The organism is Paraglaciecola sp. T6c (assembly GCF_000014225.1).
Taxonomy (GTDB): domain Bacteria; phylum Pseudomonadota; class Gammaproteobacteria; order Enterobacterales; family Alteromonadaceae; genus Paraglaciecola; species Paraglaciecola atlantica_A.
This window is the reverse complement of the sequence record NC_008228.1, coordinates 3,642,537-3,663,513: the sequence shown is the minus strand read 5'-3', so window position 1 is coordinate 3,663,513 and position 20,977 is coordinate 3,642,537. Positions and strand designations below refer to the sequence as shown.

Annotated in this window: 19 protein-coding genes; 18 read left to right on the top strand and 1 reads right to left on the bottom strand. The window is 44.6% G+C overall.

All coding sequences use genetic code 11. From position 1 onward, the window contains the following. Window positions 1-27 precede the first annotated feature (27 nt). From flhF to PATL_RS15480, 15 genes are all read left to right on the top strand, one after another. A complete protein-coding gene (gene flhF / locus PATL_RS15550; RefSeq protein WP_011575781.1) occupies window positions 28-1,359 on the top strand; it encodes a flagellar biosynthesis protein FlhF in 1,332 nt (443 codons plus the stop codon). After that, complete coding sequence (locus PATL_RS15545) at window positions 1,356-2,222, top strand: MinD/ParA family protein (RefSeq protein WP_011575780.1); 867 nt, start codon at window positions 1,356-1,358, stop codon at window positions 2,220-2,222. The genes flhF and PATL_RS15545 overlap by 4 nt, the downstream gene beginning before the upstream one ends. Further along, window positions 2,219-2,947, top strand: coding sequence for an RNA polymerase sigma factor FliA (locus PATL_RS15540; protein ID WP_006993705.1), 729 nt, complete (start codon window positions 2,219-2,221; stop codon window positions 2,945-2,947). Before PATL_RS15545 ends, PATL_RS15540 begins: the two co-directional genes overlap by 4 nt. A 47-nt stretch (window positions 2,948-2,994) precedes the next feature. Beyond that, window positions 2,995-3,378: a chemotaxis response regulator CheY gene (cheY, locus tag PATL_RS15535; protein ID WP_011575779.1), complete on the top strand. Its 384-nt coding sequence runs from the start codon at window positions 2,995-2,997 to the stop codon at window positions 3,376-3,378. Between the two features lie 31 nt (window positions 3,379-3,409). Beyond that, a complete protein-coding gene (locus PATL_RS15530; RefSeq protein WP_011575778.1) occupies window positions 3,410-4,153 on the top strand; it encodes a protein phosphatase CheZ in 744 nt (247 codons plus the stop codon). 12 nt (window positions 4,154-4,165) lie between these two features. Then, window positions 4,166-6,430, top strand: a complete 2,265-nt coding sequence (locus tag PATL_RS15525; RefSeq protein WP_011575777.1) for a chemotaxis protein CheA — start codon at window positions 4,166-4,168, stop codon at window positions 6,428-6,430. A 24-nt stretch (window positions 6,431-6,454) separates the two neighbouring features. Further along, a complete protein-coding gene (locus PATL_RS15520; protein ID WP_011575776.1) occupies window positions 6,455-7,594 on the top strand; it encodes a protein-glutamate methylesterase/protein-glutamine glutaminase in 1,140 nt (379 codons plus the stop codon). A gap of 68 nt (window positions 7,595-7,662) precedes the next feature. Continuing rightward, window positions 7,663-8,442, top strand: coding sequence for a ParA family protein (locus PATL_RS15515; protein WP_011575775.1), 780 nt, complete (start codon window positions 7,663-7,665; stop codon window positions 8,440-8,442). Continuing rightward, the gene (locus PATL_RS15510; RefSeq protein WP_011575774.1) at window positions 8,439-9,302 is read left to right on the top strand and encodes a chemotaxis protein CheW; all 864 of its coding nucleotides are present in this window, start codon (window positions 8,439-8,441) and stop codon (window positions 9,300-9,302) included. Before PATL_RS15515 ends, PATL_RS15510 begins: the two co-directional genes overlap by 4 nt. Before the next feature lie 23 nt (window positions 9,303-9,325). After that, window positions 9,326-9,820 carry a chemotaxis protein CheW gene (locus tag PATL_RS15505; protein WP_011575773.1) on the top strand — a complete coding sequence of 165 codons (495 nt, stop codon included), beginning with the start codon at window positions 9,326-9,328 and terminating at the stop codon, window positions 9,818-9,820. 36 nt (window positions 9,821-9,856) lie between these two features. Next, complete coding sequence (locus PATL_RS15500; RefSeq protein ID WP_011575772.1) at window positions 9,857-10,261, top strand: DUF2802 domain-containing protein; 405 nt, start codon at window positions 9,857-9,859, stop codon at window positions 10,259-10,261. Between the two features lie 313 nt (window positions 10,262-10,574). After that, window positions 10,575-11,501, top strand: a complete 927-nt coding sequence (gene metA, locus PATL_RS15495; protein WP_011575771.1) for a homoserine O-acetyltransferase MetA — start codon at window positions 10,575-10,577, stop codon at window positions 11,499-11,501. A 38-nt stretch (window positions 11,502-11,539) separates the two neighbouring features. Next, window positions 11,540-12,592 (top strand): homocysteine S-methyltransferase family protein, encoded by a 1,053-nt coding sequence (locus PATL_RS15490; protein ID WP_041713948.1) that lies wholly within the window; start codon window positions 11,540-11,542, stop codon window positions 12,590-12,592. A gap of 88 nt (window positions 12,593-12,680) precedes the next feature. Next, window positions 12,681-15,305 (top strand): methionine synthase, encoded by a 2,625-nt coding sequence (gene metH, locus PATL_RS15485; protein ID WP_081429947.1) that lies wholly within the window; start codon window positions 12,681-12,683, stop codon window positions 15,303-15,305. Between the two features lie 75 nt (window positions 15,306-15,380). Continuing rightward, window positions 15,381-15,968: a DUF938 domain-containing protein gene (locus tag PATL_RS15480; protein ID WP_041713945.1), complete on the top strand. Its 588-nt coding sequence runs from the start codon at window positions 15,381-15,383 to the stop codon at window positions 15,966-15,968. Window positions 15,969-16,021: 53 nt separating this feature from the next. Here PATL_RS15480 and PATL_RS15475 read toward each other — a convergent pair whose 3' ends face one another. Beyond that, window positions 16,022-17,176, bottom strand: a complete 1,155-nt coding sequence (locus PATL_RS15475) for a GNAT family N-acetyltransferase (protein ID WP_011575769.1) — start codon at window positions 17,174-17,176, stop codon at window positions 16,022-16,024. Between the two features lie 26 nt (window positions 17,177-17,202). On the opposite strand from PATL_RS15475, the gene PATL_RS15470 reads away from it, so the two are divergent. The 3 genes from PATL_RS15470 to csrA all read left to right on the top strand — a co-directional run bounded on the left by PATL_RS15470 (window position 17,203) and on the right by csrA (window position 20,744). Beyond that, window positions 17,203-17,670 (top strand): regulatory protein RecX, encoded by a 468-nt coding sequence (locus PATL_RS15470; protein WP_011575768.1) that lies wholly within the window; start codon window positions 17,203-17,205, stop codon window positions 17,668-17,670. A gap of 125 nt (window positions 17,671-17,795) precedes the next feature. Next, a complete protein-coding gene (alaS, locus tag PATL_RS15465; RefSeq protein ID WP_011575767.1) occupies window positions 17,796-20,393 on the top strand; it encodes an alanine--tRNA ligase in 2,598 nt (865 codons plus the stop codon). A gap of 135 nt (window positions 20,394-20,528) precedes the next feature. Further along, a complete protein-coding gene (csrA, locus tag PATL_RS15460) occupies window positions 20,529-20,744 on the top strand; it encodes a carbon storage regulator CsrA (protein WP_006993689.1) in 216 nt (71 codons plus the stop codon). The last annotated feature ends 233 nt before the right edge of the window (window positions 20,745-20,977 follow it).

The following is a 20,977-nucleotide window of genomic DNA, read 5'->3' as shown; positions in this document are numbered from 1 at the left end:
CCAGATGCAAGTAGCAAGGGGTAAATTGTGAAAATTAGACGCTTTTATGGCAAAGACATGCGCGAGGCTTTGAAACAAGTCAAAGACGAGTTGGGCGATGATGCAGTCATCATGTCTAATAAAAAGCTAAGCAATGGTGTGGAAATTGTCGCTGCATATGACAAAGAGCCAGCTGCAAGCCCTAAGCGCGCCGAGTCCAGTTTGACGTCTGCACCGAAGCCCAGAGCAGAATCCACTCCTACCCTCAGTGAAATCATCGGTGACAGCGGACCGGATAGCCTTAGAGCATTGCTTGAAAAACAAATTCAAGCAAAAGAGTCAGCTCATCAAGCGAGTCAGCCTGTTGCTCAGCCTGCAAAGCCTCAAAATGTAACAAGTCAGCCGCAACGCCAAACGCAGGCGCAACCAGAGGTACCCAACGTACCGCATCAGCAAGACGCATTAAATGAAATGCGTCAAGAGCTAGCCTCTTTACGTAATGTGCTTCAGTTCCAAGTGGCTGGTCTTTTGCAACAAGACAAAGGACGAAACCATCCTTTACACGGCTATTTAACCAACAAGTTACAAAAGATGGGTATCAGTGAAGCACTGGCCAATGAAGTGGTTTCTTATACCCCGGCAGATACTGATGAGCGTCAAGCTTGGTTGTTTTTATTAAAACTGCTGGCTAATCGCATACAAACTGAAGAAAGTAACTTACTGACCAAAGGCGGCATCGCAGTTTTAATGGGCCCTACTGGGACTGGAAAGACAACGACTGTGGCAAAACTTGCCGCACAAGCTGCGCAAAAATACGGTGCTCAAAATGTCGGCTTGATCACCATTGACAGCTATCGAATCGCTGCTTACGAGCAAATTTCTACCTATGCCAGAATTATTGGTTGCTCGGTGAAAAAAGCGCAGAACGCTGAAGAGTTATCAGATCTGTTATTCCAGTTTAGGAATAAGCGCCTTATACTTATTGATACTGCAGGGTTTGGGCAAAGAGATGTTAGACTGATCAAGCAGTTAGAAACGTTGAAGCAGAGTACAACGGCGAATATCAGCAGTTATTTGGTCATGCAAGCCAACAGTCAATATCAAGTTATGCAGCAAACCATTGCTGCTTACAAACAGATTTCTTTACAGGGTTGTATTTTCACCAAAATAGATGAATGCTACAGTCTTGGAGAGGCAATTAGTGCGGCCATCGAGCACAAATTGTCCGTGAGCTTTATTACCGATGGCCAAAAGGTTCCGGAAGACTTGAAAGTGGCAGATGCAAAATTTTTAATAACCAGCGCCGCTAAGCTTTATAAAAAGCACGTATTAATTCATACTAGTGGTAACTCACTAAATAACGCAGCAGTGGCAGTATGATTGAGGACCAAGCGAGTAGCTTAAGAAGAATGAATCAATCTCGATTAATTAAAGTGATCGCCGTTACCGGTGGTAAGGGCGGCGTGGGTAAAACCAACGTCACGTTAAATACCGCGATCTCTATGGCCCAGCAGGGTAAGAGAGTCATGGTATTAGACGCAGATTTAGGCTTAGCCAACGTGGATGTGTTACTTGGCTTACGTGTGGTGAAAAACCTTTCACATGTATTGTCAGGGGAATGCACTCTAGACGAAGTCCTTGTTGAAGGTCCCCACGGGATTAAAATTGCGCCAGCAACCTCTGGCAGTCAGTCAATGACTGAACTCACTCCAACCGAACATGCAGGCTTAATTAGAGCATTCAGTGAGCTGCGCTCGCAAATTGACGTATTAATTGTTGATACTGCGGCAGGTATTTCAGATATGGTTTTAAGTTTCTCACGTGCCTCGCAAGATATCCTAGTGGTAGTGTGTGATGAACCTACATCTCTCACAGATGCCTATGCATTGATCAAAATTTTGAATAAAGAGCACGGTGTTTTTCGTTTTAAAATTGTCGCCAATATGGTGCGCAATATGCGAGAAGGACAAGAGCTGTTCAATAAGTTAACAAAAGTCACCGACCGCTTTTTAGACGTGGCCTTAGAACTAGTCGCCACTGTACCGTTTGATGAAAATATTCGTAAGTCGGTTCGTAAGCAAAAAGCGATTGTTGAAGCATATCCAACTTCGCCAGCGGCTATCGCTATTAAAAAGCTAGCTCAACAGGCAGCAGGTTGGCCAGTGCCTTCTCAGCCAGGAGGGCATTTAGAGTTCTTCCTTGAGCAGTTGGTGGCCAAAAAAGCCGTGGGCGATATTCGGTGAACAGTAAAGCCGCTGCGTATCAGCAGTTAGATGACAGAAATGCACTGGTGGAGCGTCATGCTCCATTGGTAAAGCGCATTGCTCATCATCTTATTGCCCGCTTACCCGCCAGCGTATTGGTCGACGATCTCATTCAAGCCGGTATGATTGGTTTACTTGAAGCGTCTCGTAACTTCGATGGCACCAAAGGTGCGAGTTTTGAGACCTTTGCAGGTATTCGAATTCGCGGCTCTATGCTTGACGAAATTCGAAAAGGTGATTGGACACCACGCTCTGTGCATAAAAATGGCCGTGCGATAACGGATGCCATTAATAAAGTTGAGCGTGAGACAGGCCGTGACGCCAGAGATGTAGATATAGCCAAAAAACTTGAAGTCAGCATTGAGCAATATCACCAAATGCTTGGTGAAGTGAATGCAGGTAAAATTATTGGCATGGAAGATTTAGGGGTATCGGAAGATGTGGTGACAACAGAGCAAACTAAAGGCTCTGATACTCCGTTTGAAGATTTGCTCCAAGGCTCTTTTCAAAAAGCCTTAGCCCATGCCATTACAACCTTACCTGAGCGTGAAGCAATCGTATTATCATTGTACTATGACGAAGAATTGAATCTACGTGAAATAGGTGAAGTTCTAGACGTGAGTGAATCACGTGTTAGCCAAATACACAGTCAAGCTATGCTAAAACTAAAAAGTAAAATGCAGACTTGGCGTATTGAAGAATAAACAAATAACATATAAATGTTTTGATTTTGCCTCGAGCGGAGAAAGTTTTGGATAAGAATATGAAAATTTTGGTTGTTGATGATTTCTCGACAATGCGTCGCATCATCAAGAACCTATTGAAAGATCTAGGTTTTACTAATATTCAAGAAGCGGATGATGGCAGTACCGCATTGCCTATGCTTCAACAAGGTGATTTTGATTTTGTAGTGACTGACTGGAACATGCCAGGCATGCAAGGAATTGATTTATTGCGGGCGATCCGTGCCGACGAAAACCTTAAACACACACCAGTGTTAATGGTAACGGCAGAAGCCAAAAAAGAACAAATTGTAGCGGCGGCGCAGGCTGGTGTTAATGGGTATGTTATCAAACCATTTACTGCTGCGACCCTTAAAGAGAAGTTGGCCAAGATATTTGAACGCTTAGGTTAGTCAGGCTTTTCTCAACGATAAGGAAGGCCTTATGACCTCACATCCAGCCCCCATGAAGCTAGAAGATGCAAAGCAATTAGTCGCTTTACTTGAAAGTGGTAATAATCAAGGCGCTCAGCAGCTTCTCGATAGTGTCAATGACACCAATTCTGTCGAACTGTTCGAAGAGGTAGGTAAATTAACTCGCCAACTTCATGATTCTTTGAATAACTTTCAACTCGATGAACGTATTGCTAATTTAGCGAATGAAGAGATCCCTGACGCTAAAACGCGGCTCACGTATGTTATTGAAACCACTGAGCAAGCCGCGAATCGCACGATGGACTTAGTCGATGATTGCATGCCCATTGCCGAAAAGCTCAATTCTGAAATGAACGAAATCATTCCTGAGTGGAAGAAGCTTTTTAATCGTCAGTTAGAGCTGGGCGAATTCAATGCCCTGTGCAGACGCCTCGACACCTTTTTAGAAGAGGGCAAGGACGAGTCTGGAAAATTAAACGCATTATTAACCGAGATGCTACTAGCTCAAGGCTATCAGGACATCACAGGGCAAATTATTCGCCGGGTCATTGAACTAGTTAAAGAAGTAGAAGACAGCCTAGTGCATATGTTAACGATGTTCGGTGGATCAGAGTCAGCGGAAATTCCTCATATATCTGATAAACAAGCCGATAGTGTTAAAGCGGAAGGCCCAATTCTCGATGCAGCTAACCGTGACGACGTCGCATCTAATCAAGATGATGTTGATGATTTACTGTCAAGTTTAGGATTTTAGAGGCGTTACAATATGGGGTTTGATGTTGACGAGGAGATCCTTCAGGATTTTTTAGTAGAAGCGGGTGAAATACTAGAGCAGCTTCAAGAACAGCTGGTTGAGTTGGAAAATAATCCGCAAGATTCGGATTTACTGAATGCGATTTTCAGAGGCTACCACACGGTTAAAGGTGGCGCGGGCTTTCTTTCGTTAACCGAATTAGTCGATATTTGTCACGGCGCTGAAAACGTATTCGATGTCATGCGTAACGGCCAACGTTCATTAACGCCAGAGTTAATGGATATTATTCTTCAAGCAACCGACGAAGTCGTCGCCATGTTTGAAGATGTAAAATCGAACAAACCCTTGGTAGCAGCAGAGCAATCGTTATTAGATACATTGCATCGCCTGAGTAAGCCAGAGGCGCAAGACCAAGTTGCTGCGCCTCCAATTATCGAAACGCCAGTAATCGAGGCGCCCAGTGAAGCGGCATCTCAGCCTAAAACAAATTCGGATGACTTTGACGAATCCGAGTTTGAGGCCTTGCTTGATGAACTTCACGGTGAAGGTAATCCCGTTGGAGGAGCATCGCAATCACCATCAATTAAGCCGCCACAATCCACAGAGTCTTCCAGTGGCGCTGATATGAGTAGTGATGGTGACGATATTAGTGATGATGAGTTTGAAGCGTTACTCGATCAGCTTCATGGAGAAGGGCAGTTTGGCGGCTCTCAAGACGCTCCCTCTGAATCGACTGACGCGCCCGTAGCAAGCACAAATTCTGAATCAGAAGATATCAGTGATGATGAATTCGAAGCGTTACTCGATCAGCTCCATGGTAAAGGGCAAGGGCCTGTTACCAAAAAAGAAGCTAACGGAGAAACAAGTAAAGCGCCAAACACTCCAGTAACGTCGGCAGTATCTGATAACACGCCGTCGCAATCCGCAAGTGAAAAAGCCACTGATAAAAGTAACGACACTAAGTCGAGTGCGCCCAGCATTGCCTCTAGCCAAGCCAATATACCTGCTAAAAGCCCTGGGGCGGCGGAAAAGTCGGCTGTTTCTAAGCGTGAGGAAAAGCGTCCCGCAGCACCACAGCCGGAAACGACGGTTAGGGTGGATACCAAGCGCTTAGACCAAATCATGAATATGGTAGGTGAGTTGGTATTAGTGCGTAACAGGTTGCTTAGTTTAGGTTTATCCGTCAACGACGAAAGTATGTCAAAAGCGATTGCTAATTTAGACGTGGTCACCGGCGATTTGCAAGGCGCCGTGATGAAAACGCGCATGCAGCCCATCAAAAAAGTGTTTGGGCGTTTTCCTCGAGTCGTGCGTGACTTAGCGCGCACCTTGAAGAAAGAAATTACCCTTGAACTAGAGGGTGAAGAAACAGATTTAGACAAAAATTTAGTCGAGGCCCTTGCTGATCCTTTGGTGCATCTAGTACGAAATTCAGTGGATCATGGTATAGAAATGCCAGCGGATCGGGTCGCAGCGGGCAAGCCATCTTTAGGTACGGTAAAGCTATCAGCTTCTCAAGAAGGTGATCATATTTTGCTGAGCATAGTCGATGACGGTAAAGGCATGGACCCTGATAAGCTTAAAGAAATAGCTATTTCTCGAGGCGTATTAGATGCTGATGCCGCGGCTCGAATGACAGATGAAGAAGCATTCAATTTAATTTTCGCTCCGGGTTTCTCGACCAAAACTGAAATATCCGAAGTGTCAGGCCGCGGCGTTGGTATGGACGTGGTGAAAACCAAAATTAACCAGCTAAATGGTACGGTCAATATCGATTCTGTGCTGGGCAAAGGCACCACGCTAGAAATTAAAGTGCCACTGACTTTGGCAATATTACCGACTCTTATGATAGTGGTTGGCGATCAAACCTTCGCATTACCATTAGGCTCGGTAAACGAAATTATCAACATGGATATGAGTAAAACCAATACAGTTGATGGCCAATTAACAAAAATCGTTCGTTCCAAAGCGATCCCATTATTCTATTTACGCGAGTGGTTAGTACGCAAAAATGCTAAGCCAATCCCGCTAGATCGCGCTAAGGGACATGTTGTTGTCGTGCAAATTGGTACCCAGCAACTCGGTTTTGTGGTTGATGCGCTCATCGGTCAAGAAGAAGTGGTGATTAAGCCATTAGATGAATTGCTACAAGGTACTCCTGGCATGGCTGGCGCAACGATTACCAGTGATGGTGGGATTGCGTTGATCCTAGATGTTCCAGGCCTACTAAAGCATTATGCTAAGAAAAAAGCCGATGCCATTCGACAAGCGCGTTAAACACGAGGTTTTTACAAAATACACATGGCATACAAGATATTAGTTGTTGATGATTCGATTTTTTTTAGGCGCCGTGTAAAAGAAATTCTAGAGCAAGACCCCAGTTTACAAGTCATAGGTGAGGCCAGAAATGGTCAAGAAGCAATTGAGATGGTCGCTACGCTTAATCCTGATGTAGTCACTATGGACGTGGAGATGCCTATCATGGATGGGATCACTGCCGTCAAAAAAATAATGGCCCGTAAACCCGTCCCCATCATTATGTTTTCTTCATTGACACTTCAAGGTGCTAAAGCCACCTTGGACGCACTGGACTCAGGCGCAATGGACTTCTTACCCAAGAAGTTCGAAGATATCGCGGCAAATCGTCAAGATGCCGTTGCGCTTTTGCAATCTCGGGTCAAAAGCTTGTGTAGAAAGCAACACGGACTGCGCCCCGCTTCTGTGCGTGTGGCCCCTCCTAAAGCGATTTTGTTCAATAAGCCGGTTAGTCGAAATCCTGCTAAACGCTCAGTGCAAGCGACCAGTAGTATTCCGTTGGGAGCCCCACTTTATCATTCTTCGTCCAGTGGTATTCCGTCGGGTAAAAAGTATCGCTGCTTAGCGATTGGCACGTCCACAGGCGGGCCGGTTGCTCTACAAAAAGTGCTCACAGCTGTCCCAAAGAATTTTCCTTATCCTATCTTTATTGTGCAACACATGCCGGGCTCCTTTACTAAGGCATTTGCAGAGCGACTGAATCAGTTGTCGCAATTGACTGTAAAAGAAGCGATGAACGGTGAAGAAGTTAAAGCAGGCGTCGCGTATTTAGCACCTGGTGGCCGTCAAATGACCGTTCAGGGCGATAGTCAACGTGTTTCTTTTCGAATTTATGATGCACCAGACAGTGCCGATATACTGTATAAGCCCTGCGTTGATATTACGTTTGCGTCAATTGCGCATGTATATCACGGTGATGTCTTAGGGGTCATACTCACAGGGATGGGCTCTGACGGAAAACTTGGCGCCAGCAAGCTAAAAAGTAAAGGTGCAAAAATTTGGGTGCAGGATGAGCTAAGCTCAGTAGTATATGGCATGCCACAAGCTGTAATGAATGCAGGTATCGCTGAAAAAGAGTTTTCTATAGATGCGTTTGAAAGCCATATTTTAAAAGAGATGGCGTAGAAACTGACGTATTTTGACACTTTCGATAGAGAGTTAAAAAAACAGCAGGCGACTGAAAGGTATTTATCGTGAAAGTATGGACAGTAGCAAACCAAAAAGGGGGCGTTGGTAAAACTACGACAACAGTCACCCTAGGTGGTTTGCTTGCGCAGCGTGGAGCAAAGGTCGTCCTAATCGATACCGATCCCCATGCGTCCTTAAGTTACTATTTTGGTATTGACTCTGACGAATTATCACGCAGTTTATACGATATCTTTATTCACGAAGGGCCTTTAGACAAAGGCGCTGTTTTAGATTGCTTATGCCCAACTAAACTTGACTCGCTGTTCATCTTGCCTGCTAGCATGGCGCTAGCCACATTAGATCGCAAGCTAGGGAATCAAAGTGGCATGGGGTTAACCCTTAAAAAAGCGCTCGGGTTGATCGAAGATGAGTTCGAGTACGCGTTAATTGATTGCCCGCCTGTGTTAGGTGTACTCATGGTCAATGCGTTGGCTGCGTCTACCCGAGTGATTATTCCAGTTCAAACCGAATTTTTAGCGCTCAAGGGGTTAGAGCGAATGCTTGGCTCGTTGCACATTATGCAGCAGTCATTACGTAAGGAGTTTCGCTATACCATAGTGCCGACCATGTTTGATAAACGCGTAAAAGCGGCAATAGGCGCCTATCACACATTACGAGAAACCCATGGTGATAACGTTTGGCAGGGATTAATTCCTATCGATACTAAGTTTAGAGACGCCAGTTCAAACCACGCGTTACCTTCAATTCACGCGCCTAAAGCACGAGGCGTGGTAGCGTACACAAGTTTGTTGCGTCATTTACGTTTGTTAGGGGCTGCGAAATGAATGCTAAACCGCCAGGCAAAAAAAGCGTTATGGAAGAATATTTGTCTTCCTTACTTATCGAAGATGTCGAGCAAGATGGGCCACTCACCGAAGAGATTGAGCAAAACGCGTCGTTGCAGCATGTCAGTCAGTTGCTCGACTCTGCCTCAGTGTTGCATACAGAACTGACTAGTTCAGTCTCCAGTGAAGTTGTGCTTGAGCCTGCAAAAATTGATAGCGATAACGTGCTGGCTAAACGTATCGACGAGCAACCTGCTAGCGATGAAGTATTTGAACACAGTCTAAAGGACGCCGAACTTCCCAGCCACGAACAACACGAGAGCGTGACGGTCAACACGGTAGATAATGACGGTGCCGTTAATAAGCAAAGCCAAAACGCGGATAACCCTGTAGCTAAAGATACAGGTATTTATCATGAAGCATTTCAAGTACTTATATTCGAAGTGGCCGGGTTGTCTCTGGCACTGCCACTTACTGAGCTTGGCGGGATCCACCAGTTAGCTGATGTTACGCCTATTTTTGGTAAACCGAACTGGTTTAAAGGTGTGATGCTTCATCGTGATGAAAAAATGAAAGTTGTCGACACTGCAATGTGGGTTATGCCTGAAAAATGTAATGAAAAGCTGGCGGATTCAGCTAAAAATCAATATCTTATCATGCTAGATAGCAGCGGTTGGGGTTTGGCGTGTGAGCGTATTATTGACACCATCACCTTACAAGCTGAAGATGTTAAGTGGCGCAAGTTTGACGGAAAGCGCACTTGGCTTAGCGGTATGGTAAAGAAAAAGATGTGTGCCTTGGTAAACGTGAAGCAATTAATTTCACTTTTGCAGCAGGGTATGAATAGTAAAGACAACTAGCAATTGCTGCTGGAGTATTAAAAATGAGTGATGACAAAACATCAAATAACGTACCATCTGATCGAAACGATGAAGTCTTGCAGTGGGTAACATATAAGCTAGGGGAAGAAACCTATGGCATCAATGTTATGCAGGTTCAAGAAGTATTACGTCACACCGAGATTGCCCCTGTTCCTGGCGCTCCAGATTACGTATTAGGTATCATAAACTTACGAGGTAATGTGGTAACGGTTATCGATACTCGTGCGCGCTTTGGCTTGGAGCCAACAGATTTAACGGACAACACACGTATCGTCATTATTGAGTCTGACGAGCAAGTAGTGGGCATTTTAGTAGACAGTGTTGCTGAGGTTGTTTATTTGCGCTCATCAGAAATAGACAGCGCGCCTAATGTAGGTACAGAAGAAAGTGCCAAATTTATTCAAGGTGTAAGCAATCGAGAAGGTGAGTTACTTATTTTAGTCGATCTGAATAAACTCTTAAGTGATGAAGAGTGGGAAGAGTTAACCAATATTTAATGCTCTGTTTCGTTATTAACTGATTTGGACGCAATTGTGGAAATAAGCCATCTGATTTACGTGGTTATTGTGGTCGCCATTTTATTATTTATCGGTGCTTTCGCCGTTTTGGCGAAACGTATTGCCTTATTGCAGCGTCAGAATGAGTGGCAACAAGAATCGTTGAGCGAATTACAAGAGCAATTGCTTGCTAACCAACAAGAGTTGCAGGAAGTGCGCGTGGGCAGCATTGGCATGGGAGACAAGATAAAAGCACTCGTTGCTACGGTAAGACAAACCGCTAGCCAACAAGAGCAACTCGCCAGTCAGGATCCCCAAAGTCGCCTGTACCAACAAGCGGCTAAATTGGTGGCCAGTGGTTACTCAGTTGAAGATTTGATGCACGAATGTGATATGCCAAAAGCCGAAGCTGAACTAATCTACAATCTACATAAACGCTAAAATTCAACTGAGCAAGTTACGTTGCAGGTGCCCATATCGTATTATCCCTAAGGTAAAGTTTGCGGTTTTTGCTTGGCGTTAACTTGCTTTTCTACACGGTTATTCTCCTCTTAATCACCTAGTGCATCGATTTAATTATCTCGCAACGCAGCGTGTCTCTCCATAAAATGTTGAAATGATAAACACAGGAGCACTTGGTTATGCTCTTTTGAACTTAAGCAGTTTTTACGTTTAGACGTCTAGACGTAAAGATGTTGACATTTACGGCGTTTTGCTCCAGATTTAACCTATCTAAACACATCTTGGAGCCACTATGCCTATTCGAATTCCGACAGAATTACCTGCACAAAGCATTCTAAATAGTGAGAATATTTTTGTGATGGATACCGATCGTGCTGCCATGCAGGACATTCGTCCGTTGGAAGTTGGTATCTTGAATTTAATGCCCAACAAGATGGAAACAGAAGTGCAGTTCTTGCGTCTTTTATCCAATACGCCGTTACAAATCAATGTGGACTTGATACGCATCGACAATCAAGCGCCAAAGAACACCCCTGAATCTCATATGAAGGCGTTCTATCAAAACTTTGACGATGTGGCGGATAAGCAATACGACGGATTGATTGTCACTGGTGCGCCTTTGGCATTGTTGGATTATGACGACGTAAAATATTGGCAAAAAATGAAAGTGGTGTTGGAATGGGCTCAGCGCCATGTGCAATCCACTTTGTTTTCATGCTGGGCTGCACACGCTGCCTTATATCACTTCCACGGTAAAAACCGTAGGTTGCGTGACGAAAAGCTCAGTGGGATATTTGCTCATCAAGTGAAGGATGAACATAACGAACTAATGCGCGGCTTTGACCCCGTATTTCATGCCCCTCATTCGCGTTATGGTGAAATAAGCGTAGCAGACTACGAGTCGGTTGAAGGACTTAGTGTGTTAGCTAGTTCAGAAAAGACGGGGGCTTATATAGTTGCCTCAGACGACAAACGATTGGTCTTCGTCACGGGACACCCTGAATATGATCCTGATTCGTTGGATCAAGAATACAAGCGTGACCTAAAAGCGGGATTAACCCCCAACATGCCAGAAAATTACTATCCTGACGATGACCCGGCACAAGGGCCTTTAGTTACTTGGCGTGCTCACGGTAGTTTGCTGTTTACCAATTGGTTAAACTATTACGTGTATCAGAATACGCCTTATGATTTAGCATCATTGTCGAACAAAGCTTAGACCTATTTATTATCAGTTTTAAAGGAAAAAATGTGTCAATGGTAACCTCAGAACAAGCATTACTAGACGCCGCACGATCACGGATCCTCGTTTTAGATGGCGCAATGGGCACTATGATCCAAGCGCATGACTTTCAAGAAGATGACTATCGTGGTGAACGATTCGCCGACTGGCATAGTGATGTTAAGGGCAATAATGACTTATTAACGATTACCCAGCCTGACGCTATTTTTGATATTCATTGTGCATACCTAGCCGCAGGTGCGGATATCATCGAGACAAACACCTTTAACGCCACCACAATATCCATGTCTGATTACAACATGCAGTCATTGGCCAAAGAGATAAATATAGAATCGGCTAAATTGGCCCGCAAAGCCGCTGATAAATTCACAGCGCTGACACCTGACAAACCGCGCTTTGTGGCCGGAGTGTTAGGCCCAACAAGTCGCACTGCTTCAATATCACCTAATGTGAACGACCCAGGGGAGCGAAATGTTACATTTGACGAGCTCGTTGAAGCATATGTAGAAGCGACGAATGGCTTAATAGAGGGGGGCGCTGATTTGATTATGGTGGAAACCATCTTTGATACGTTAAATGCAAAAGCAGCTTTATTCGCCGTAGACACTGTTTTTGAGTCATTAGGCAAAACGTTACCAATAATGATTTCAGGCACGATCACTGACGCCTCAGGTCGAACTTTATCTGGGCAAACCGCAGAAGCTTTCTATTATTCAATGCGCCATACAAATCCTTTCTCGTTCGGTCTTAATTGTGCTTTGGGGCCAGATTTGTTGCGTCAGTATGTTGATGAAGTATCTACTGTGGCGGAATGTTTGGTATCCGCTCACCCCAACGCCGGTTTACCTAATGAATTTGGCGAGTATGACCTTGAGAGTGATGAAATGGCTGAGCATATTCGCGAGTGGGCGCAATCAGGCCTCGTCAATATTGTGGGAGGATGTTGCGGTTCTACTCCAGAGCACATCGCCGCTATCGCCAACGTGGTTAAAGACGTTGCCCCGCGCGTCATCCCAAAACATGAAATTAAACTACGTCTTTCTGGGCTTGAGCCCTTTGTACACTAAATACGGATTGAAGTAGTGGTATTGAGCCATGACGAGTTTTGGCTTAGTGAAATGGCAAGTGAATGAAATTAAGTAAATTGAGTAACCTATGACCCAAGCAAGTGCATCTTTTATCAATGTTGGCGAACGTACTAACGTCACCGGATCCGCCATGTTTAAACGCCTTATTCTAGAAGGTGATTTTGAAAAAGCACTAGATGTTGCTCGTCAACAAGTGGAGAACGGCGCACAAATCATTGATATCAATATGGATGAAGCCATGTTGGACTCAGAAGCAGCAATGACGCGCTTTTTGAATTTGATTGCCTCAGAGCCTGACATCTCTCGCGTACCGATTATGATTGATTCATCAAAATGGTCAGTAATCGAAGCAGGTTTAAAGTGTGTTCAAGGTAAGGCCATTGTTAACTCCATTAGTTTAAAAGAAGGCGAGGAAAACTTCTTACATCAAGCTAAATTACTGAAACGTTATGGTGCAGCCACCGTTGTAATGGCATTCGATGAGGCAGGGCAAGCGGATACCGAAGATAGAAAATTTGAAATTTGTCAGCGTAGTTATCTGTTATTAACAGAAAAAATAGGCTTTCCTCCAGAAGATATCATTTTCGACCCGAATATTTTTGCGGTTGCCACGGGGATTGAAGAGCACAATAATTATGCTGTGGACTTTATTAATGCCACGCGCAGAATCAGACAAGGTTTACCTCATGCCCACATATCTGGTGGGTTATCAAATGTGTCGTTTTCATTTCGCGGCAATAATCCAGTACGCGAAGCTATGCACTCAGTGTTTTTATTTCATGCCATAAAAGCGGGAATGGATATGGGCATAGTGAACGCGGGTCAGCTTGAAGTGTATGACCAGATCCCAGCCGAGCTGAAAGTCGCGGTTGAAGACGTTATTCTCAACCGTCATCCTGATGCCACTGACCGGCTTTTAGAACTTGCGCCCAAATATCAAGGCGATGGTAAAGCGCAAGTAAAAGAGAACCTCGAATGGCGCGACCTGCCAGTGAATAAGCGCCTAGAGCATGCACTTGTGCGCGGTATCACTGATTACATTGATGAAGATACCGAGCTTGCGCGTCAGCAAGCAGAAAAACCGCTACACGTAATTGAAGGGCCATTAATGGATGGCATGAATGTAGTAGGGGATTTATTCGGTGAGGGTAAAATGTTCCTGCCTCAAGTGGTTAAATCTGCACGAGTCATGAAAAAAGCAGTGGCTTATTTAAATCCTTTCATTGAAGCCACCAAGGAAGTTGGCAGCTCGAACGGTAAGATTTTGTTGGCGACGGTAAAAGGTGACGTTCACGATATCGGTAAAAACATTGTTGGGGTGGTTTTGCAGTGTAATAACTTCGATATTATCGACTTAGGCGTGATGGTGCCTTGCGCTAAGATCTTGCAAGTAGCCAAAGACGAAAACGTCGACATGATTGGTTTGTCTGGGCTTATTACCCCATCCCTTGATGAGATGGTATACGTGGCAAAAGAAATGCAACGTCTCGGTCTGGATTTACCTTTGCTTATCGGCGGTGCAACCACATCAAAAGCGCATACCGCAGTCAAAATTGAACAGAATTACGATCAACCCGTGGTTTACGTGCCCAATGCCAGTCGTGCTGTTGGTGTCTGCCAAAAGCTGATATCAAAAGAGCATCGGCCTGCTTACGCCGAGCAAATTTCCAAAGAATATGACGTGGTTCGAGAGCAACATGCCCGTAAGAAGCCTCGCAGTCGTCCCGTCACCTTAGAGCAAGCCCGAGCTAACGCCTTTGACTTCGACTGGAGCCAGTACACACCGCCTGTACCTAAACAATTAGGTGTTCAAACCGTGTCTGTAGAGCTGACAGAGCTGCGCGCTTACATAGACTGGACACCGTTTTTCCTAACATGGTCATTGGCTGGCAAGTATCCTCGAATTTTACAAGATGACGTAGTCGGTAAAGAAGCACAGTCGTTATTCGATGATGCCAACGCTATGCTTGATGACTTGTGTGCAAACAAAAAGCTGCAAGCGAAAGGTGTCATGGGGATTTTCCCTGCAAATAGGGTTGAAGATGATATAGAAGTTTATACAGACGAAACGCGCACTCATGTTAGAGAAGTCTGTCATCACCTTCGTCAGCAAACAGAAAAGGCCAAAGGCTTTAATAACTGTTTAAGTGACTTTATTGCACCTAAGTCATCGCAAAAAGCGGATTTCATTGGTGCGTTTGCAGTGACCGCAGGTATAGGCGAAGACGAACTCGCTGAGGCCTACATCGCCGATGGTGACGACTACAACGGGATCATGGTTAAAGCCCTTGCAGATCGTCTTGCAGAAGGCTTTGCTGAGTATTTACACGAGAAAGTACGCAAAGAAATCTGGGGTTTTGCACCGGATGAATCTCTGAGTAACGAAGAGCTCATTCGTGAAAAATACCAAGGTATTCGCCCTGCACCAGGTTATGCGGCGTGTCCTGAGCATACTGAAAAACAAGCCATTTGGGACTTACTTGATGCCGAGAAGAACACAGGTATGAAATTGACCGAAAGTTACGCCATGTGGCCAGGGGCTGCCGTTTCGGGCTGGTACTTCTCTCATCCCGATGCGCGTTACTTCGCTGTTGCACAGATCCAAAAAGATCAGTTGCTCGACTACGCGACGCGTAAAAGTTGGACTGAGTTGGAAGCTGAGAAATGGTTAGGCCCGAATCTACATGCTTAGTACTGTATTCGATGTGCTTTTAGCCATTAGCCAATGCTATTGCAGTACAACCTGCACAAGGATATTCATAGTAAGATGACTGAAAAACGTTATAGTCCCTCATGCGAAAATAACCGCCTACCGATCCTAGCGGTGTTAAAAAGCGCATTGAAAGATCGTCGTCATTTACTCGAAATTGGTTCTGGCACAGGCCAGCATGCCGTGTATTTTGCCCCAGAGTTACCCCACTTAAACTGGCAAACCAGTGATTTAGCCTATAACCACCCTAGTATTCAAGCCTGGCTCGATGACTTGCCGGCACCTAATCTATACCAACCTGTGGTGTTTCAAGTCGGGGCTGATAATTGGCCTGTCAGCCGCGTTGATTGCGTATATACCGCGAACACCACTCACATTATGCAACCTCATGAAGCTGAGATCATGATGCAGACAGTAGCTAAAGAGTTACCCTCAGGTGGTGTGTTTTGTCAGTACGGGCCGTTTACGATAAACGGGGAGTTCACTAGCCAAAGTAATCATGATTTCAACCAACACTTGTTGAATGAAGACTGTGGTGGCATACGCGATATAGCAGAGTTAACGCAGTGGGCTGGGGAGCTAGAGCTTGTAGAGCAACAGCCTATGCCTGCTAATAATTTCATGCTCATTTGGCGTAAACCTTAGTAAAATCCATCGCGCTCTATCGGCGAGCGTGATAATTCTGTGACACCAGCGTCCTAGTCTTGCGTTGCTTTGAAAGGCAATAATTCTGTGGCGTTTTGCTTATATGATCGGATCCCCGCGTCTTCTTGCTGAAGGAAGCGTCTTACACCGTCATGAAACGCTGGCTCAGCTAACCAATGGTTTGAGTAGCAGAAAATCGGTTCAAAGCCGCGTAAAATCTTATGTTCACCTTGAGTGCCAGGATTAAATGTAGCGATATTTTGCTCAATGCAAAACTCGATGCCTTGATAGTAACAACATTCATAATGCAGGTTATTGATGTCTTCCATCGCTCCCCAGTATCGGCCATAGAGCTGCTTATCGTCATACAGGTAAAGGGCACTGGCGATAAGCTGATCGTCACGCGTGGCCATCACCAGCATAATATTGTCACGCATCGAGTGATACAATCGGTTAAAAAAATCGCGATTAAGGTAACCCTGATGACCACTGCGTTTCAAGTAGGTTTGCTGATAACACTGATAGAAAAAGTCGATATGTTCAGGGGTCAGGTTTTTAGCAAATACTCTTTCGAGTTTTACCTCTTGGTCCCGTACTTTTCTTCTTTCGTTTCTAATCGACTTTCGTCGCCTAGAGGTAAGCGCCGCGCAAAAATCGTCATAATGTTGGTAGTCTCGATTAAACCATTGAAATTGAACTGCCCTGCGCATCATGTGCTGATGTGTATTTAGCGCTGCGCTTAAATCCTCAGGCACAAACAACCAATGCATAGATGAAAGTCTATTTTGCGAAATGTAAGTTTGAATGGCTTTGCAGAGTTGGGGCAGCAATTGTGATTTATCCGTGCCGGTTTTTAACATTAACCTTGAACCTGGCACCGGAGTAAAGGGGATGGCACAGATCAATTTGGGATAGTAATTTAGACCGTACTCGCGATAGGTATTAGCCCAAGCGAAATCAAAAACGTACTCCCCATAGCTATGATTCTTTGTGTACAAAGGTAGAATGCCTACCAAAGTGTCATTGTGATAAATTGTGAGGTGTTGCGGGTGCCAGCCTGTTTTGGCTTCCACAGATTTTGAAAGCTCCAGTGCTTCAATAAAAGCATATTGATGAAATGGGTCACTTTGCTCAGCAATCGCATTCCAACTCTCACTGTCTATTTGCTCTATGCTGCTTAGAAATTTAAAATCAAATATTTGGCGCATAACACTCTACAGGATCCCTTTGATGGGTGAATATATTACCTGATATGACAGATAACGACAGTAAGAACATTAAATATAGTATTACCAAATATTTATCGATGCGCGAGCATAGTTGTCACGAATTGTTGCAGAAATTGACAGCTAAGGGGTATGACAAGGGGTTATGCGAAGAGCGTATTGCTCAATTTAACAAAGCAGACGTTCAAAGCGAACTACGTTATGCCGAGATGATTGTGCGCAGCCGAGTAGCAAAAGGTAAAGGTGAAAAAATCATACGTAGTGAGCTGAGTCAGCACGCTATTGCGCCTGAGCTCATCGACATTGCTATTACCGAGCAAGAGATCGATTGGGATGCGCTCGCCATTCAAGTAGCTGAAAAAAAGTTTGGCCATAAGCCCGCGAAGGATTGGCAGGAGCAACAAAAGCGTAATCGTTTTATGCAATACAGAGGCTTTAGCCATGAACAAATTCGGGCAATGAAAAGCGTGCGCTAAGTGCCTTGAAGTCCTTAACAAGTTAGCAAAAAACATGCTATCTTTGCCGACTAATAAATAGTTAAAAATGGCCGTTTGAGGCCATTTTTACCCTCAAATCATTAAATGTTGTTTCAGGATCATCCATGAGTAAGAGCACAGCGCAAATTCGACAAGCCTTTTTAAACTTTTTTGCAGACAAAGGGCATCAAAAAGTTTCTAGTTCGTCTCTGGTTCCAAGCGACGATCCCACATTGTTATTTACCAACGCGGGTATGAACCAATTCAAAGATGTGTTTTTAGGCACTGAACAACGCAAGTACACACGTGCAACCTCATCTCAACGGTGTGTAAGAGCGGGTGGTAAACATAATGATTTAGAAAATGTAGGCTACACGGCGCGTCATCACACCTTTTTTGAAATGCTAGGTAACTTCAGTTTTGGTGATTATTTCAAGCACCAAGCCATTGGTTATGCATGGTCTTTTTTAACCGAAGTATTGAAACTGCCGAAAGACAAGTTATTAGTCACTGTTTATTCAGAGGACGACGAGGCGTTTGACATTTGGCACAACGACATTGGCATTCCTAAAGAAAAAATTATTCGTATTGCCACCTCAGATAATTTCTGGTCAATGGGTGACACCGGGCCTTGTGGGCCTTGTTCTGAAATATTTTATGATCACGGTGAACACATCTGGGGTGGTCCTCCTGGCTCCCCGGAGGAAGATGGCGATCGTTTTATCGAAATCTGGAACTTGGTCTTCATGCAGTTCAATCGTCAAGCCAATGGTGACATGTTGCCTTTGCCTAAACCCTCTATCGATACCGGGATGGGGTTAGAACGTATTTCGGCTATTATACAAAATGTGCACAGCAACTATGAAATTGATATTTTCCAAAACTTGATAAAAGCCACTGCAAAGATTGTTGGGGTAACAAGCCTTGAAGACAAATCGTTGCGCGTGGTGGCGGATCACATTCGCTCCTGTAGTTTCCTTATTTCAGACGGCGTCATGCCATCGAATGAGGGGCGAGGGTATGTACTGCGTCGTATTATCCGCCGCGCGGTGCGCCACGGTAATAAGCTGGGTGCAAACGGCGTGTTTTTCTATAAATTAGTAGCAGCATTGGCCACAGAGATGGGCGACGCGTATCCAGAGCTAAACGAACAACGTGCAGTGATTGAAAAAGTGCTTCGAGTGGAAGAGGAGCAGTTTTCCCGTACGCTTGAGCGCGGAATGCTAATTCTAAACGATGCATTGAACGAGCTTGAAGGTAAAGTGGTACCGGGTGATGTGGTCTTCAAGCTCTATGATACCTATGGCTTCCCAGCAGATTTGACCAATGATGTAGCCCGAGAGAAAGGTTTGAGCATTGATGAGGAAGGGTTTGAGCAGGCGATGGCTGAGCAGCGAAAACGAGCCCAAAAAGCCAGTAACTTTGACGTGGATTACAACGAGCAACTTCGCAGCGATTTAGAGTCAATCTTTGTGGGATATGAACATGAAGATAACACTGCAACAATCACTGAGCTGTTTTTCAAAGGGCAATCAGTTAACGAATTAGCAGCAGGTGCTGAGGGCACAGTTATTTTAGATGAGAGTCCATTTTATGCCGAAGCGGGTGGTCAAGCTGGTGATACAGGTACGTTAGTCACTGACGCGGGTGGTTTCAGCGTAAAAGATACGGTTAAGTTAGGGAAAGCAATCGCCCATAAAGGCGCTGCCCTTAGCAAGCTAAGCGTGGGAGATAGCGTATTAGCAAAGGTTAATGGTGTTCGTCGCCATGCAATTAAGCTAAACCACAGCGCGACGCATTTAATGCACGCAGCACTGAAATCGATTCTTGGTGAGCATGTAAACCAAAAAGGTTCGTTAGTACAAGCGGATCGCTTGCGCTTTGATTTCTCGCATTTTGAAGCGATGAGTAAAGAGCAAGTGCTGGCTGTGGAAACCATGGTGAATGAGCAGATACTCGCTAATCATCCTTTGCAAACTCAACTAATGGGCTTAGAGCAAGCAAAAGAAGCTGGTGCGATGGCCTTGTTCGGTGAGAAATACGATGATGATGTGCGCGTGGTGTCCATGGGGAGTTTCTCGATGGAACTGTGCGGCGGTACGCACGTTGAACGCACTGGTGATATTGGATTATTCAAAATCATCTCAGAAAGCGGTATCGCGTCAGGCGTGCGACGAATAGAAGCGGTAACAGGTTTGACTGCACTCCAACATGTACAGCAACAGACATTCGAACTAAGTTCTATTAGCGCAGTCTTAAAAACGGATGTTAATTCTGCGGGTGAGCGCGTTGTTCAACTTATCGAGCAGACTAAAACGCTCGAAAAAGAAGTCGCTAAACTTAAGCAGGAAATAGCTAATAGCGCGGGGAGTGATCTTTTATCCCAGATAAACGAAATAAATGGGGTAAAAGTATTGTCTTATCATGTACAAGGCATTGAAAGTGGGGCTTTACGCACCATGATAGATGATCTAAAGAATCAAATCGGCAGTGGCGTTATCCTTTTAGGGTTAGCAACTGGCGATAAGGTTAGTTTAATTGCTGGCGTTACGAAGGATTTAACCCACAAGGTGAAAGCCGGCGAGTTAGTCAATTTTGTGGCTCAGCAAGTAGGTGGAAAAGGTGGCGGACGTCCTGATATGGCGCAAGCTGGTGGCTCTCAACCTGAGAACTTAGACACTGCGATTGCCTCTGTTTCAGAGTGGTTGCAAGAAAGGCTGTAAATGTAAAACCGACGAATTTTTGCCGTGACAACAAAAATAAGGAAGCGTCGAGTGTGTAATTCTTTGGTTATTTCAAAGGGATACGCTAGTTTTAAATTAGGGATTATTTTTTGTAAATGGATAAGGAGCTAAAAAATGCTAATTTTGACCCGTCGTGTTGGTGAAACCTTAATGGTCGGTGACGAAGTCACAGTAACGGTATTAGGGGTAAAAGGTAATCAGGTAAGAATTGGTGTTAACGCGCCTAAAGAAGTATCTGTGCACAGAGAGGAGATTTACATGCGAATTCAAGCTGAAAAAAATGGTCAGCTTGCAGGACATGACTCATCATCATCGGATGAAGATAATTAATTTTATTTTTTCTGATAAAAAAAAGCTGGTTTACCCAGCTTTTTTTATGCGAAAGAACCGTGGTTAATTTCATGATATACGCATTTTAGCGATGAATTATCATACGTTTAAGACGCTTTTTGTACGAACAGCTTAAAATACCAGCAAGCAGTAAGAATCTTTATAAAAAGTGTTTGACTTACTCCTGTGTGTCGGTAAACTTCGGCTCCAGATTTAGGAGAGACACCAAACGG

Coding starts and splice junctions, on each gene's coding strand:
- PATL_RS15545 (WP_011575780.1), top strand. CDS start 1,356: ATGATTGAGGACCAAGCGAGTAGCTTAAGAAGAATGAATCAATCTCGA.
- PATL_RS15530 (WP_011575778.1), top strand. CDS start 3,410: ATGACCTCACATCCAGCCCCCATGAAGCTAGAAGATGCAAAGCAATTA.
- PATL_RS15525 (WP_011575777.1), top strand. CDS start 4,166: ATGGGGTTTGATGTTGACGAGGAGATCCTTCAGGATTTTTTAGTAGAA.
- PATL_RS15520 (WP_011575776.1), top strand. CDS start 6,455: ATGGCATACAAGATATTAGTTGTTGATGATTCGATTTTTTTTAGGCGC.
- PATL_RS15510 (WP_011575774.1), top strand. CDS start 8,439: ATGAATGCTAAACCGCCAGGCAAAAAAAGCGTTATGGAAGAATATTTG.
- PATL_RS15505 (WP_011575773.1), top strand. CDS start 9,326: ATGAGTGATGACAAAACATCAAATAACGTACCATCTGATCGAAACGAT.
- metA (WP_011575771.1), top strand. CDS start 10,575: ATGCCTATTCGAATTCCGACAGAATTACCTGCACAAAGCATTCTAAAT.
- PATL_RS15490 (WP_041713948.1), top strand. CDS start 11,540: ATGGTAACCTCAGAACAAGCATTACTAGACGCCGCACGATCACGGATC.
- metH (WP_081429947.1), top strand. CDS start 12,681: ATGACCCAAGCAAGTGCATCTTTTATCAATGTTGGCGAACGTACTAAC.
- PATL_RS15480 (WP_041713945.1), top strand. CDS start 15,381: ATGACTGAAAAACGTTATAGTCCCTCATGCGAAAATAACCGCCTACCG.
- PATL_RS15475 (WP_011575769.1), bottom strand. CDS start 17,176: ATGCGCCAAATATTTGATTTTAAATTTCTAAGCAGCATAGAGCAAATA.
- alaS (WP_011575767.1), top strand. CDS start 17,796: ATGAGTAAGAGCACAGCGCAAATTCGACAAGCCTTTTTAAACTTTTTT.
- csrA (WP_006993689.1), top strand. CDS start 20,529: ATGCTAATTTTGACCCGTCGTGTTGGTGAAACCTTAATGGTCGGTGAC.